This window comes from Enterobacter asburiae, assembly GCF_024599655.1.
Classification (GTDB): Bacteria; Pseudomonadota; Gammaproteobacteria; order Enterobacterales; family Enterobacteriaceae; genus Enterobacter; species Enterobacter asburiae_D.
The window spans coordinates 110883-125341 of sequence record NZ_CP102247.1 but is presented as its reverse complement, the minus strand read 5'-3'; the positions used below and the strand labels follow the sequence as shown (position 1 = coordinate 125341).

Genomic DNA, 14459 nt, shown 5'->3' with positions numbered 1-14459 from the left:
ATCGTGCCCGGAAATTGGGGGTGAACATCATGCTGGAAACAATCGTGAATATGCTCTCTAGCGGAGCCGCTGAAAGCCACACGCCACAAACAGCCGTTGCGGCTATGTTGTGCGCGGCGCTGGTTGGGCTGTTTAGCTAGCGAGTTGAACGTAAAAGCCGGGTGGCGGCTTCGCCTTACCCGGCCTACGTTTCGTGCTTTTGGCAATGCGCCTTAAATCACCCGCGAGAACTGCTGCAGGCGCGCTTTCTGACGCAGATAGGCGTCAAAGCACATGCAGATATTACGAATCAACAGACGCCCTTTCGGCGTGACCTCAATCGCGCTCTCTGACACATCCACCAGCCCGTCTTTCGCCAGCGGTGCAATCAGCTTCAGGTCTTCCGCAAAATAATCGCTAAAATGCAGATCCCACTGCGACTCAACGTCGCTGAAATCGAGACGGAAGTTGCAGATGAGCACCTTAATGACATCACGACGGATGCAGTCGTCGCGCGTTAACGCAATGCCGCGCCACAGCGCGTTGCCCGTTTCATCAACCTGCTGGTAGTAGCGCTTCAGCTCTTTCTGGTTCTGCGCGTAACAGTCGCCAATCATACTGATGGCGGAGACGCCCATCCCCAGCAAATCGGTATCGCCCTGCGTCGTGTAGCCCTGGAAGTTGCGGTGCAGAACGCCTTCCCGCTGAGCAATCGCCAACTCGTCATCCGGACGGGCGAAGTGATCCATCCCGATAAACTGATAGCCGGTTTCGGTCAGCGAGGTGATGGTTTCCTGCAGAATATCCAGCTTCTGCTGGGCAGAAGGAAGATCGGCATCTTTGATTTTGCGCTGGGCGGCAAAGAGCGTCGGCAGGTGCGCATAGTTAAAGACGCTCAGGCGGTCCGGGTTGAGTTCGGCCACGCGCTTCAGGGTGAAGGCGAAGCTCTCCGGCGTCTGCTTTGGCAGGCCGTAAATCAGGTCGATATTGGTCGAGGTGAAACCAATCTCACGCGCGTGGTTGAGTAAGGCGAAGATAAATTCTTCGTCCTGCTCGCGGTTCACCAGACGCTGAACCTCTTTATTGAAATCCTGCACGCCCATGCTCAGACGATTGAAGCCTTCGGCGCGTAAGTGATCCAGTACATCCAGCTCAATTTCACGCGGATCGACTTCGATCGAGATTTCAGCGTCGGCGTTAAAACTGAAATTGCCGCGCAGCAGGGTCATCAGGCGGCTGATTTGCGCTTTATTCAGATAGGTTGGCGTACCGCCGCCCCAGTGAAGCTGGCTGACGTGACGGCCAGCAAACAGCGGTGCGCGATGCACAATTTCTTGTTCGAGCGCATCAAGATACTGGTCGGCTTTATGCTGCTGACGGGTAACGATTTTATTGCAGCCGCAGAAGTAACACAGCTTGTGGCAGAACGGAATATGGACGTAGAGCGACAGCGGACGCTCAGGATAGCGCGCGACAGCCTGCTGGAAATCACCCTCGCCGAAGGCATCGGAGAACTCCAGCGCGGTGGGGTATGACGTATAACGCGGCCCGGAATAGTTATATTTCTGGATTAGGGCCAAATCCCAGTCGATAGTTGGTGCTGACATGCTCACTCCTTCCGTTGGTGTCGCGTTCGTATACGGCGGCCCGTTCTGGCCCCGTTGCGGGCCATCACTCGGGTGCGCAGCCACTTCTTTCGCCGCGACAACCGCCGTAGTTTAACGAATAACCACACCAGATAACATATAACCGGAAGGGTTATAAGCAGGACTATCGTGCCTGCCGGGTGCAAATGTTAGTTTCCACCCTTCAGAAGACGCATCATATCTTCCTGCTTCTCGTCTTCTTCTTCTTCTTCATCTTCGTCATCGTCGTATGACAGGCCCAGCTTCTGCATCAGTTCATCGATACGATCCAGCTTGGCATCCACCCATGACTGCTCTTCAGCGGTCAGGGTTTCACCCTCTTCAAGACGTTCCAGCAGCGCGTCCAGGCGCTCATCGTTCTCCAGCAAATCCAGCTCAGCCTGCGGTGAAAGCATAGGTTTCTCGCTCTTTGGTTTGTGCTGCTTAGTGACCGGGGTGTCTGTCACGCCCAGTGGAATGGGAGTTTTACTGCCGATACGAGGGTCTTTCTGCTGTTTGCCTTTTGCAGAAGCACCCGCTGCACCACCACCGTTGGCACGGCTACCCGCAGTATGACCGCGATGTTTTTTGTCGCGTTTACGATCGCGCGCTTCCTGGTTCAGTTCTTCGCGCGTTTTGCGGCGTGCTTTTGCAGGGCGTTTCGCGCCCGCAGCGGAGGTTGGTTTTTTCATGATGTTTTATCTTTAAGTCGTTTTCTTCAGTATAGAATTGCGGCGAAATCTAGCAGAAAGCAAGCAAAGAAAAAAGGCGACAGAGCAATCTGTCGCCTTTTTTCCTGACTCACAACCCTTAGCGGGTCAGACAATCCATGTTTGCCAACAACAAACCCTGTTTATCCCTTGGCAAATACCGTCCGTGATACGGTTCCGTTTCCTGTTAAAACGCCTCCAGGCGCTGGTCATCCTGACAATCCTGCGTCTTCGCCTCCTGGCGTTCCTGACCCTTGTCCTTAAGTCGATATCCTGTTGGCTTCCTCGCCCTGACGCACACTTTACCTTGTTCCGTTAAACTAACAAGCAACGAAACGGTACAAAAAGGGATTTTCAGACAATTACCCGGAAATAAGCTTATGATTTAAAACAGTTTGGCTTTTTTGACGCCTGCGAATTCTCTGAAATCTCCCATAGCATCACAGGCCGATCTCTCACACCGGTTGGGGCATTCGCCTACAGGTCATAGCAATCAGAAAAGCCTTTTGCCTGCATTCGGGTATAATCCCCTTCAGATTACGATTTTGGAGACGACCACGTGACTACCTGGAACTACCAACAGACGCATTTTGTCACCAGTGCGCCCGATATTCGCCACCTTCCTTCTGATACCGGTATTGAAGTGGCATTTGCTGGCCGCTCCAATGCGGGGAAATCCAGCGCCCTGAATACGCTGACCAATCAGAAGAGCCTGGCGCGTACCTCAAAAACACCTGGCCGTACCCAGCTGATCAACCTGTTTGAAGTCGCTGAGGGCAAACGCCTGGTCGACTTACCGGGCTACGGTTACGCGCAGGTACCGGAAGAGATGAAAATCAAGTGGCAGCGTGCGCTGGGTGAATACCTGGAAAAACGCCTGTGCCTGAAAGGTCTGGTGGTGCTGATGGATATTCGCCATCCCCTGAAAGATCTGGATCAGCAGATGATCGACTGGGCTGTAGCAAGCGACATCGCCGTGCTGGTGCTGCTGACGAAAGCCGATAAGCTGGCAAGCGGCGCGCGCAAAGCGCAGGTGAATATGGTTCGCGAAGCGGTGCTGGCGTTCAACGGTGATGTGCAGGTTGAACCGTTCTCCTCCCTGAAAAAGCAGGGCGTGGACAAGCTGCGTCAGAAGCTCGACACCTGGTTTAGCGAGCTGGAACCCGCGACGGAAGCGGAAGAAGAGTAATACCGAGCGCGGCGATGGCCGCGTTTTTTTTGCCTGAATTTTTCTTTGCCGCAATAAAAAACGCCCCAGTCATTACTGACTGGGGCGGCTAAAATATTCAGCCAAATCCGATTACGTGAAGTAAAAGGTCTGAAAGATAGAACATCTTACCTCTGTACCCTACGTCGATAACTCTACCCCTTTTTGTGCTGCAGAAAAAGCACTTTTTGTAGTTTTTTTTCATTCTTTACATAGGGAATTCTAATGATCGTCACAAAACGCGCGTTGTTATGTTGCAAACTTACATAAAAAGCGCGTTATGCGAAGAACCGTTAGTGAGCCTGATCCCAGTTTTCGCCACTTCCCACTTCCACCAGCAACGGCACGTCTAGCGTCATGCTGCTTTCCATCAGTTCGTGGATCTTCTTCGACACGGCGTCTAGGTCGTCTTTGTGCACTTCAAATACCAGTTCATCGTGTACCTGCATGATCATTTTCACGCGAGGCTTCTCTTCTTCCAGCCAGGCATCAACGGCGATCATTGCACGCTTAATAATGTCCGCCGCGGTACCCTGCATCGGGGCGTTGATCGCCGCACGCTCTGCGCCAGCGCGACGCGCCGCGTTGCTGGATTTGATGTCCGGTAAGTAGAGACGGCGGCCATCCAGGGTTTCGACGTAACCTTTTTCCTTCGCCTGCGCGCGGGTGCGTTCCATATATTCCAGCACGCCCGGATAACGCTCGAAGTAGAGATCCATATACTTCTGCGACTCTTTACGCGGAATGTTGAGCTGGCGCGAAAGACCAAATGCACTCATGCCGTAAATCAGGCCGAAGTTGATCGCCTTAGCACTGCGGCGCTGCTCGTTGGTCACGCTGTCCAGCGGCAGGCCGAAGACTTCCGCCGCGGTTGCCCGGTGGATATCCTTCCCTTCGGCAAACGCGGTCAGCAGGCCTTTGTCGCGGGACAGATGCGCCATAATGCGCAGCTCAATTTGCGAGTAGTCAGCAGAGACAATCAGATAATCCTCTGGCGCGATGAAAGCCTGGCGAATACGGCGGCCTTCTTCGTTACGTACCGGGATGTTCTGCAGGTTAGGATCTGTTGATGAGAGACGACCGGTCGCCGCGACAGCCTGATGATACGACGTGTGCACACGACCCGTTTTAGGGTTGATCATCAGCGGGAGCTTGTCGGTGTAGGTGGACTTCAGCTTCGCGAGACCACGGTACTGCAGAATCACTTTTGGCAGCGGGTAATCCAGCGCCAGCTCTTCCAGCACCTCTTCAGAGGTTGACGGTGCGCCGCCTGGGGTTTTCTTCAGCGGCTTGATGCCCTGCTTTTCAAACAGAATGGTTTGCAGCTGCTTCGGTGAAGAGAGGTTAAACGGCTCGCCTGCAAGCTCATGCGCTTTTTGCTCGAGCTCGGTCAAGCGCTGCGCCAGCTCCCCGGAGTGGTTATGCAGCACCGTTGGGTCGATTTTCACGCCGTTACGTTCAATGCGTGACAGCACGGGCACCAGCGGCATCTCGATATGCTGGAACACGTTCAGCGGTCCTTCATGCTTCTGCAGTTTTGGCCACATCTTCAGGTGCAATTGCAGCGTGACATCGGCGTCTTCCGCCGCGTAGCGCCCCGCCTCTTCAAGAGCAATCTGGTTAAAGGTGAGCTGATTTTTCCCTTTACCGGCAATCTCTTCAAAGGTGATGGTTTTGTGCTTCAGCCAGCGGTCAGATAAGGAATCCATATCATGACGGCCCGCGACGCTGTCCAGAATGTAGGATTCAAGCATGGTGTCGAAGGCAATCCCGCGCAGTTCAATGCCGTAGTTTTGCAGAATGCCGCGGTCGTACTTGAGGTTTTGCCCAACCTTGAGCGCCTTTTCGTCTTCCAGGATCGGCTTCAGCAGCTCAAGCACGCGTTCACGGGAAATTTGCTCCGGCGCATCCAGGTAATCGTGCGCCACAGGAACGTAGGCGGCAATACCCGGCTCTGTCGCAAATGACAGGCCAACCATATTGGCTGAGATGTTATCGAGACTGTCAGTTTCGGTATCAAAGGCAAAGACCGGTGCCTTTTTCAGTTTCTCGATCCAGGCGATCAGCTGCGACTCTTCAAGAATGGTTTCGTAGTTGTCGAAGGAAAGCGCCACGGCTTCTTCTTCCGCCTGCTCTTCTGCGTCAACGACGATCGTCTCCTTCGGCTTTGCAGCAGGTTTGGCCCCTTTTGCCTGCAGCCATTTACCGGCTTCCACGTCAGTGATCCAGCGCTTGAATTCGTATTTCTTAAACAGGCTCAGCAGATCGTCAGCGGAAGGCTGTTGCACTTCAAGCTGCTCACAACCCAGCTCCAGTTCGACATCGGTTTTGATTGTCGCCAGCTTATAGGAGAGATAAGCCACCTCTTTGTTCTCTTCCAGTTTTCCGGCCATGGTTTTTGCGCCACGGAAGGAGAGCCCGGCGATTTTATCCGATTCCGCGTACAGCGTGTCCAGACCGCCCAGCCCCTGAAGCAGCGCCTGCGCGGTTTTTTCACCGACGCCAGGGACACCCGGGATGTTATCCGAGGAGTCGCCCATCAACGCGAGGAAGTCGATAATCAGCTCAGGCGGCACGCCATACTTTGTGACCACCTCTTCAGGCCCCAGAATGGTGTTGGTCATGGTGTTAATCAGGGTGATACCTGGCGTCACCAGCTGCGCCATATCTTTATCACCGGTGCTGATCAGTACCGGACGCCCCATCTTTTCTGCTTCACGCGCCAGCGTACCGATGACGTCATCGGCTTCAACGCCAGAGACGGCCAGCAGCGGCAGCCCCATCGCTTTTACCATGGTGTGCAGCGGCTCAATCTGCGCACGCAGATCGTCAGGCATTGGCGGACGGTGAGATTTGTAATGCTCAAACAGCTCATCGCGGAAAGTTTTACCTTTCGCATCAAAGACCACAGCCGCATGGGTTGGCTGATACTGAAGGATCAGGCTGCGCAGCATGTTCAGCACGCCGTACATTGCGCCGGTGGGTTCCCCTGCGCTATTGGTCAGAGGAGGAAACGCATGGTATGCCCGATACAGGTAAGAAGAGCCATCGACGAGAATAAGAGGGTTTTCTGGGATCTGAACCATAATGTCCGTGCCTTTAATCAATTTATGGGTAAAGGATGCCACAGAAGGATGAAAACATCAGTTATTAGCGCCTGATACCGGAAAAGATTTTGCGATCGTGAGGATCGCTCGCAAAAATCAAACTGTGGATAAGTTTGTGCATATTTTCACTTCATATGAATAACAGACACAAAAAACACATATGCGATATTTTTTAGATCTTAATTATCATGCTGTTATGGCATTAGATCTTATCTATATGGCCAACTGATGGCAATTTAGTCTATGTGGATATAAGCCTTGATAAGCGCAGAATCACAGTGGAATCTTCTACGATAGGGTAAAAGCGGCCAAATCATCACATGAAAGCGCCATTAATTTGTCTGTTTTCTGGTAAAATCAGCGCCCAGCGTCGCATAGCCGGCCGCGAATTTACAGCTAACTACCTGAAAAAGCTCATCATGCCGAGATTGCTCGCTGCAATAACATTACTGTTAAGCATTATTTTAACTATTCTGGTGACGGTCGCCTGCTCTGTACCGATCATTCTCGCCGGAATCATTAAACTGCTGCTGCCTGTCCCCGCGGTGTGGCGAGCCGTGTCCGCATTTTGTAACTTCATGATGTACTGCTGGTGCGAAGGACTGGCGATACTGCTGTGCCTTAACCCGCATCTGAAGTGGGATATCAAAGGGCTGGAGAGCCTTAACAAGAAGAACTGGTATCTGCTGATCTGCAATCACCACAGCTGGGCGGACATCGTGGTGTTATGCGTGCTTTTTCGCAAACACATCCCGATGAACAAATACTTTCTGAAACAGCAGCTCGCCTGGGTGCCTTTTATCGGGCTGGCCTGCTGGGCGCTCGATATGCCGTTTATGAAACGCTATTCGCGCAGCTATTTGATTCGTCATCCCGAGCGTCGCGGCAAAGATGTGGAGACCACGCGCCGTTCCTGCGAAAAGTTTCGCGCGCATCCAACGACCATCGTGAACTTTGTTGAAGGCTCCCGGTTTACGGAAGAGAAGCATCAACAAACCCGGTCTCCCTATCAGCATCTGCTGCCGCCGAAGGCGGCGGGTATTGCGATGGCGCTTAACGTACTGGGTGCACAGTTCGATAAACTCCTGAACGTCACGCTCTGCTATCCGGAAAATGATAAGACGCCATTCTTCGATATGCTCAGCGGCAAACTGACGCGCATTGTTGTGCGTGTCGATCTGGTCCCGATAGATGCCGGGCTGCACGGTGATTACGTTAACGATAAGAATTTCAAACGTCGTTTCCAGCAGTGGCTCAATACGATCTGGAAAGAGAAAGACGAACAGATAGACAAGATTAAATCTTCATACAAAAACGCCGGTCAGTGACCGGCGTTTTTACATCAGCGAAATTACTTCTTCTCAACCAGGTATTTCACGGTATCAGCATACTGCTGTACGAAGATATCCATGCTGCTGGTGTCCATGCCCTGCATGTTCAGCTGGTATTTGCCGTTAACAAACATCGCCGGAACGCCCTGAAGCTGGAGGTCAGCAGCCGCTTTTTCCTGCTGAGCCACCAGAGATTTCACCACAAAGCTGTTCCATGCAGCGTCATAATCTTCACCTTTCACGCCGGCATCAACGAACACTTTACGGATATCCGCTGTGGTCTGAACGGTCTGGGTTTTCTGTACGGCTTCAAACATTGGCGCAGTGATTTTATCTTCCACGCCCAGTGCCATAGCAACAGCCCACGCCTGAGTCAGGTCTTTACCCAATGGGCCCAGGAACTCGACGTGGTACTTGGTCATTTTGGTGCCTTCTGGCAGCTTTTTCTTCACGTTGTCAGAAACATGCAGAACCTGCTCGAACTGATAGCAGTGCGGGCAGTAGAACGAGAAGAACTCCAGAACCTGTGGCTCGCCAGCAACCGGTTTGTCCAGCGTGATGAACTGTTTGCCGTCGGTAAACTGCGCAGCAGAAGCGCTAAATGCCAGAATCATACCTGCCAGCGCCAGCCAAATTTTTTTCATGATTAACTCTCTCCTGGGTGTGTCTAATTAATACATCGGCGTTAATTGCAGAGGGGGTTCCTGAAGAACCTTGACCTGCTCAGTAAATGTAGATATCTGGCTACGCCAGTAATCCTCTCCGGTAAGCCACGGGAAATTCCGGGGAAATGCGGGATCGTCCCAACGCCTGATTAACCATGCGAGATAATAAACAAAACGCATCGCACGTAAAGGCTCAATCAGGGCAATTTCGTCTGAATTAAACGGGCTAAATTCTTCATAAGCTTCAATAATGGTTTCAAGCTGCATGCGTTGCTCGGCTTTATCGCCATTGAGAAGCATCCACAGGTCCTGAACCGCTGGCCCCATACGCGCATCATCGAGATCGACAAACAGCGGGCCATCACGCCAGAGGATATTTCCAGCATGACAATCACCATGCAGGCGCAGAACGGCAATATCGTCGCGCCAGCAGGTTTTAACTGCAGCAATGAGCTTATCGGTGGCGTTGAGGAAATCATCCTTTAACGCAGTGGGGATCATGGCAGACGTTTCGAATATTCCCCGCGGTTCAAGAAGGTATTCCTGAATCCCGATAGTCGGGCGAGCAATAAAGGCTTTTTTGCGTCCCGTCTGGTGTATACGCCCAAGATAGCGGGCAACCCACTCCATCTGATCGATATTATCCGCTTCAAACTGTCGACCACCCAGGCTCGGGAATACAGCGTAGTAAAACCCTTCGTGCGTGAGGAGCGTTTGGTTATTGAATTTTAGCGGTGCGGCAACGGGAACATCGTCATCCAGCAGATCGTGAGCAAACTGATGCTCTTCCTGAATTTGTTCTGCGGACCAGCGTTCAGGACGATAGAACTTTACGACGAAGCGCTGACGATCCTCGTCCTGAAATTGATAGACGCGGTTTTCGTAGCTGTTTAACGGTGTTAGCCCGGAATCCACCCGAATACCCTGTTCAAACAGGGCATCCATAATGGTGTCCGGGTGTAATGTCTGGAAAGTAAAAGCCTGGTCGTTCATCCGATCATCCGGAAATTATACGAATGATTCAGGATATCATCTTGTGGCGATTTCGGTGCCGCCGCTTACAAGCTTTTACTCTTTAATTACGCCTCGGGCGCGCAATAATGCAGTCTTAAAATCTTCCTCATAATCCTTCTGAATACCAGGAATAACAGCATCTTTGGCAGAGTCACGCATTTTAAGGTGGTAGATCAGGATGTCGTCAGAAAGGTCTGCCAGATCGCCGTCAAAACCTGACTCTTTCGCCAGTTTCTGTAAAAATTGCATCAGATTTAGCTCTGGCTCTTTTTGCCAGGCGGGCTGGAGGAGTTCAATAACTTCATTCAGACGTTTACATTTCATGGTGGTGCTCCTTTCATTTAGAGTGACACGTTAGCAGGGTCAATCCCACAATAAAAGAGGCGATATTCGTGAATCTTAGCCAGGAAATCATTGGGGTCGTTCTGGCAGGTGGCAGAGCGACGCGAATGGGAGGAAAAGATAAGGGTCTTCAACGCCTGAATGGCAAACCCTTATGGCAATGTGTCGCTGACACGCTTGCAGGCCAGGTGTCGACAATGGTCATCAGCGCTAACCGGCATATCGATACTTACCAGCTCAGCGGGTACGCCGTTTACCAGGATATCCTTGAGGATTTCCCGGGACCGCTGGCCGGTATGCTTTCGGTTATGCAACAGTCTCAAGGAGAGTGGTTTATCTTCTGTCCCTGCGATACCCCGTTTATTCCGTCCTGTCTTGTCGAGCGTTTGTTACAGCTTCGCGGTACGGCCCCTGTGGTTTGGGTACATGACGGCGAGCGTGACCACCCTGCTATCGCATTGATGCACCGATCGCTAGCGCCTGCCCTGCAGTCCTATCTGGCTGCGGGTGAGCGCAGGGTGATGGTTTTTATGCGCGAGTCTGGCGGCCATCCCGTTGATTTTAGCGATTTGAAATCAGCATTTGTGAACGTGAATACGCGTGAAGATCTGCAGATGATGCAGGAGAAAAGATGATACCTGTTGTAGCCATTTCCGCCTGGAGTGGGACCGGGAAAACCACGCTGCTGAAAAAGCTCATTCCTGCGCTTTGTGCAAGAGGTATCCGTCCAGGATTGATTAAGCATACCCACCATAATATGGATGTCGATAAACCGGGCAAAGATAGCTATGCGTTGCGTAAAGCGGGGGCGGCACAAACGATGGTGGCAAGTACTCAACGCTGGGCGTTGATGACAGAAACGCCGGATGAGGCACCGCTGGATCTCGCTTATCTGGTCAGCCGGATGGATCATTCCACGCTCGATCTGGTGCTGGTTGAGGGATTTAAGCATGAGGCCGTGCCTAAGATCCTGCTGTTCAGAAGCGATGCCGGGCATGATTTCAGCGAGTTAACGCTGGATGAGCATGTGATTGCGGTGGCCAGTGATGTTGTATTGCCGCTTGAGGTTCCGGTGCTGGACTTAAATGATGTGGATGGGATTGCGGAGTTTATTGTGGCGTGGAGTGCAGTTTGACTTGGCGGGTGGCGGCTTTGCCTTACCCGGTCTACCGTTTTTTTAGTTTATAAACGCAAAAAGGCCATCCTTCCGGATGGCCTCTTCACTTATTTGATGCCTGGCAGTTCCCTACTCTCACATGGGGAGACCCCACACTACCATCGGCGCTACGGCGTTTCACTTCTGAGTTCGGCATGGGGTCAGGTGGGACCACCGCGCTAAAGCCGCCAGGCAAATTCTGTTAATCTGTATCAAAGCTGAAAATCTTCTGTCTCTCGTCCGCCGAAACAGCTTCGGCGTTGTAAGGTTAAGCCTCACGGTTCATTAGTATCGGTTAGCTCAACGCATCGCTGCGCTTACACACCCGACCTATCAACGTCGTAGTCTTCAACGTTCCTTCAGGACCCTTAAAGGGTCAGGGAGAACTCATCTCGGGGCAAGTTTCGTGCTTAGATGCTTTCAGCACTTATCTTTTCCGCATTTAGCTACCGGGCAATGCCATTGGCATGACAACCCGAACACCAGTGATGCGTCCACTCCGGTCCTCTCGTACTAGGAGCAGCCCCCCTCAATTCTCCAGCGCCCACGGCAGATAGGGACCGAACTGTCTCACGACGTTCTAAACCCAGCTCGCGTACCACTTTAAATGGCGAACAGCCATACCCTTGGGACCTACTTCAGCCCCAGGATGTGATGAGCCGACATCGAGGTGCCAAACACCGCCGTCGATATGAACTCTTGGGCGGTATCAGCCTGTTATCCCCGGAGTACCTTTTATCCGTTGAGCGATGGCCCTTCCATTCAGAACCACCGGATCACTATGACCTGCTTTCGCACCTGCTCGAGCCGTCACTCTCGCAGTCAAGCTAGCTTATGCCATTGCACTAACCTCCTGATGTCCGACCAGGATTAGCTAACCTTCGTGCTCCTCCGTTACTCTTTGGGAGGAGACCGCCCCAGTCAAACTACCCACCAGACACTGTCCGCAACCCGGATTACGGGTCTACGTTAGAACACCAGCCATTAAAGGGTGGTATTTCAAGGGCGGCTCCACGCAGACTGGCGTCCACGCTTCAAAGCCTCCCACCTATCCTACACATCAAGGACCAGTGTTCAGTGTCAAGCTATAGTAAAGGTTCACGGGGTCTTTCCGTCTTGCCGCGGGTACACTGCATCTTCACAGCGAGTTCAATTTCACTGAGTCTCGGGTGGAGACAGCCTGGCCATCATTACGCCATTCGTGCAGGTCGGAACTTACCCGACAAGGAATTTCGCTACCTTAGGACCGTTATAGTTACGGCCGCCGTTTACCGGGGCTTCGATCAAGAGCTTCGCGTTGCCGCTAACCCCATCAATTAACCTTCCGGCACCGGGCAGGCGTCACACCGTATACGTCCACTTTCGTGTTTGCACAGTGCTGTGTTTTTAATAAACAGTTGCAGCCAGCTGGTATCTTCGACTGATTTCAGCTCCACCCGCAGGGGCTTCACCTACATATCAGCGTGCCTTCTCCCGAAGTTACGGCACCATTTTGCCTAGTTCCTTCACCCGAGTTCTCTCAAGCGCCTTGGTATTCTCTACCTGACCACCTGTGTCGGTTTGGGGTACGATTTGATGTTACCTGATGCTTAGAGGCTTTTCCTGGAAGCAGGGCATTTGTTACTTCAGCACCGTAGTGCCTCGTCATCACACCTCAGCGTTAGAAGAGTTCCGGATTTACCTAAAACTCCCGCCTACATGCTTAAACCGGGACAACCGTCGCCCGGCTAACATAGCCTTCTCCGTCCCCCCTTCGCAGTAACACCAAGTACAGGAATATTAACCTGTTTCCCATCGACTACGCCTTTCGGCCTCGCCTTAGGGGTCGACTCACCCTGCCCCGATTAACGTTGGACAGGAACCCTTGGTCTTCCGGCGTGCGGGCTTTTCACCCGCATTATCGTTACTTATGTCAGCATTCGCACTTCTGATACCTCCAGCATGCCTCACAGCACACCTTCAACGGCTTACAGAACGCTCCCCTACCCAACAACGCATAAGCGTCGCTGCCGCAGCTTCGGTGCATGGTTTAGCCCCGTTACATCTTCCGCGCAGGCCGACTCGACCAGTGAGCTATTACGCTTTCTTTAAATGATGGCTGCTTCTAAGCCAACATCCTGGCTGTCTGTGCCTTCCCACATCGTTTCCCACTTAACCATGACTTTGGGACCTTAGCTGGCGGTCTGGGTTGTTTCCCTCTTCACGACGGACGTTAGCACCCGCCGTGTGTCTCCCGTGATAACATTCTTCGGTATTCGTAGTTTGCATCGGGTTGGTAAGCCGGGATGGCCCCCTAGCCGAAACAGTGCTCTACCCCCGAAGATGAATTCACGAGGCGCTACCTAAATAGCTTTCGGGGAGAACCAGCTATCTCCCGGTTTGATTGGCCTTTCACCCCCAGCCACAAGTCATCCGCTAATTTTTCAACATTAGTCGGTTCGGTCCTCCAGTTAGTGTTACCCAACCTTCAACCTGCCCATGGCTAGATCACCGGGTTTCGGGTCTATACCCTGCAACTTAACGCCCAGTTAAGACTCGGTTTCCCTTCGGCTCCCCTATACGGTTAACCTTGCTACAGAATATAAGTCGCTGACCCATTATACAAAAGGTACGCAGTCACACCACGAAGGTGCTCCCACTGCTTGTACGTACACGGTTTCAGGTTCTTTTTCACTCCCCTCGCCGGGGTTCTTTTCGCCTTTCCCTCACGGTACTGGTTCACTATCGGTCAGTCAGGAGTATTTAGCCTTGGAGGATGGTCCCCCCATATTCAGACAGGATACCACGTGTCCCGCCCTACTCTTCGAGTTCACAACCTGTGTGCTTTCGTGTACGGGGCTATCACCCTGTATCGCCGGACTTTCCAGACCGTTCCACTAACACACAAGCTGATTCAGACTCTGGGCTGCTCCCCGTTCGCTCGCCGCTACTGGGGGAATCTCGGTTGATTTCTTTTCCTCGGGGTACTTAGATGTTTCAGTTCCCCCGGTTCGCCTCGTTAACCTATGTATTCAGTTAACGATAGTGTGTCGGAACACACTGGGTTTCCCCATTCGGACATCGCCGGGTCAAAGGTTCATATCACCTCGCCGGCGCTTTTCGCAGATTAGCACGTCCTTCATCGCCTCTGACTGCCAGGGCATCCACCGTGTACGCTTAGTCGCTTAACCTCACAACCCGAAGATGTTTCTTTCGATTCACCATCGACTTGCGAAAATTTGAGAGACTCGAACACACCTTAAAGATGTGTCGTTTCAATTTTCAGCTTGATCCAGATTTTTAAAGAGCAAATATCTCAAACGTCACCCGAAGATGAGTTTTGA

Annotated in this window: 12 protein-coding genes and 2 rRNA genes; 5 read left to right on the top strand and 9 right to left on the bottom strand. The window is 52.3% G+C overall.

Features of this window, described 5'->3' with window-relative positions:
* The first annotated feature begins 29 nt into the window (after positions 1-29).
* The gene (locus NQ230_RS00575) at positions 30-140 is read left to right on the top strand and encodes a YshB family small membrane protein (RefSeq protein WP_023333898.1); all 111 of its coding nucleotides are present in this window, start codon (positions 30-32) and stop codon (positions 138-140) included.
* A 72-nt stretch (positions 141-212) separates the two neighbouring features.
* Here the strand turns inward: NQ230_RS00575 and hemN are convergent, their stop codons facing one another.
* Both hemN and yihI read right to left on the bottom strand, forming a co-directional pair.
* A complete protein-coding gene (hemN, locus tag NQ230_RS00570) occupies positions 213-1586 on the bottom strand; it encodes an oxygen-independent coproporphyrinogen III oxidase (protein WP_257259527.1) in 1374 nt (457 codons plus the stop codon).
* A gap of 188 nt (positions 1587-1774) precedes the next feature.
* Positions 1775-2296 carry a Der GTPase-activating protein YihI gene (yihI, locus tag NQ230_RS00565; protein ID WP_257259526.1) on the bottom strand — a complete coding sequence of 174 codons (522 nt, stop codon included), beginning with the start codon at positions 2294-2296 and terminating at the stop codon, positions 1775-1777.
* Positions 2297-2873: 577 nt separating this feature from the next.
* On the opposite strand from yihI, the gene yihA reads away from it, so the two are divergent.
* Positions 2874-3503 (top strand): ribosome biogenesis GTP-binding protein YihA/YsxC, encoded by a 630-nt coding sequence (yihA, locus tag NQ230_RS00560; protein WP_023309768.1) that lies wholly within the window; start codon positions 2874-2876, stop codon positions 3501-3503.
* Between the two features lie 97 nt (positions 3504-3600).
* On the opposite strand, the gene spfP is transcribed toward yihA, so the two are convergent.
* A complete protein-coding gene (spfP, locus tag NQ230_RS23025; protein WP_071892919.1) occupies positions 3601-3648 on the bottom strand; it encodes a small protein SpfP in 48 nt (15 codons plus the stop codon).
* Positions 3649-3814: 166 nt separating this feature from the next.
* Positions 3815-6607, bottom strand: coding sequence for a DNA polymerase I (gene polA / locus NQ230_RS00555; protein ID WP_047646929.1), 2793 nt, complete (start codon positions 6605-6607; stop codon positions 3815-3817).
* A 440-nt stretch (positions 6608-7047) separates the two neighbouring features.
* Here polA and yihG point away from each other — a divergent pair, with 440 nt between their 5' ends.
* Complete coding sequence (gene yihG / locus NQ230_RS00550) at positions 7048-7956, top strand: 1-acylglycerol-3-phosphate O-acyltransferase, YihG family (RefSeq protein WP_121423303.1); 909 nt, start codon at positions 7048-7050, stop codon at positions 7954-7956.
* 23 nt (positions 7957-7979) lie between these two features.
* Here yihG and dsbA read toward each other — a convergent pair whose 3' ends face one another.
* The 3 genes from dsbA to NQ230_RS00535 all read right to left on the bottom strand — a co-directional run bounded on the left by dsbA (position 7980) and on the right by NQ230_RS00535 (position 9962).
* A complete protein-coding gene (dsbA, locus tag NQ230_RS00545; protein ID WP_121423247.1) occupies positions 7980-8603 on the bottom strand; it encodes a thiol:disulfide interchange protein DsbA in 624 nt (207 codons plus the stop codon).
* Positions 8604-8630: 27 nt separating this feature from the next.
* The gene (locus NQ230_RS00540; protein ID WP_121423246.1) at positions 8631-9617 is read right to left on the bottom strand and encodes a serine/threonine protein kinase; all 987 of its coding nucleotides are present in this window, start codon (positions 9615-9617) and stop codon (positions 8631-8633) included.
* A gap of 75 nt (positions 9618-9692) precedes the next feature.
* A complete protein-coding gene (locus NQ230_RS00535) occupies positions 9693-9962 on the bottom strand; it encodes a YihD family protein (protein WP_008501866.1) in 270 nt (89 codons plus the stop codon).
* A 68-nt stretch (positions 9963-10030) separates the two neighbouring features.
* Between NQ230_RS00535 and mobA the strand changes: the two genes are divergently transcribed.
* Positions 10031-10615: a molybdenum cofactor guanylyltransferase MobA gene (gene mobA / locus NQ230_RS00530; RefSeq protein WP_257259524.1), complete on the top strand. Its 585-nt coding sequence runs from the start codon at positions 10031-10033 to the stop codon at positions 10613-10615.
* Entirely contained in the window at positions 10612-11115 is a 504-nt protein-coding gene (gene mobB, locus NQ230_RS00525) for a molybdopterin-guanine dinucleotide biosynthesis protein MobB (RefSeq protein ID WP_257259523.1), read from the top strand. Before mobA ends, mobB begins: the two co-directional genes overlap by 4 nt.
* 98 nt (positions 11116-11213) lie before the next feature.
* Here the strand turns inward: mobB and rrf are convergent.
* Positions 11214-11329, bottom strand: a 5S ribosomal RNA gene (gene rrf / locus NQ230_RS00520).
* Positions 11330-11400: 71 nt separating this feature from the next.
* Positions 11401-14306 (bottom strand): 23S ribosomal RNA (locus tag NQ230_RS00515).
* Positions 14307-14459: the final 153 nt, after the last annotated feature.

What these genes read in the sequence shown, in the direction of transcription:
- NQ230_RS00575 (WP_023333898.1), top strand. Translation starts at nt 30, where the DNA reads ATGCTGGAAACAATCGTGAATATGCTCTCTAGCGGAGCCGCTGAAAGC.
- hemN (WP_257259527.1), bottom strand. Translation starts at nt 1,586, where the DNA reads ATGTCAGCACCAACTATCGACTGGGATTTGGCCCTAATCCAGAAATAT.
- yihI (WP_257259526.1), bottom strand. Translation starts at nt 2,296, where the DNA reads ATGAAAAAACCAACCTCCGCTGCGGGCGCGAAACGCCCTGCAAAAGCA.
- polA (WP_047646929.1), bottom strand. Translation starts at nt 6,607, where the DNA reads ATGGTTCAGATCCCAGAAAACCCTCTTATTCTCGTCGATGGCTCTTCT.
- yihG (WP_121423303.1), top strand. Translation starts at nt 7,048, where the DNA reads ATGCCGAGATTGCTCGCTGCAATAACATTACTGTTAAGCATTATTTTA.
- dsbA (WP_121423247.1), bottom strand. Translation starts at nt 8,603, where the DNA reads ATGAAAAAAATTTGGCTGGCGCTGGCAGGTATGATTCTGGCATTTAGC.
- NQ230_RS00540 (WP_121423246.1), bottom strand. Translation starts at nt 9,617, where the DNA reads ATGAACGACCAGGCTTTTACTTTCCAGACATTACACCCGGACACCATT.
- NQ230_RS00535 (WP_008501866.1), bottom strand. Translation starts at nt 9,962, where the DNA reads ATGAAATGTAAACGTCTGAATGAAGTTATTGAACTCCTCCAGCCCGCC.
- mobB (WP_257259523.1), top strand. Translation starts at nt 10,612, where the DNA reads ATGATACCTGTTGTAGCCATTTCCGCCTGGAGTGGGACCGGGAAAACC.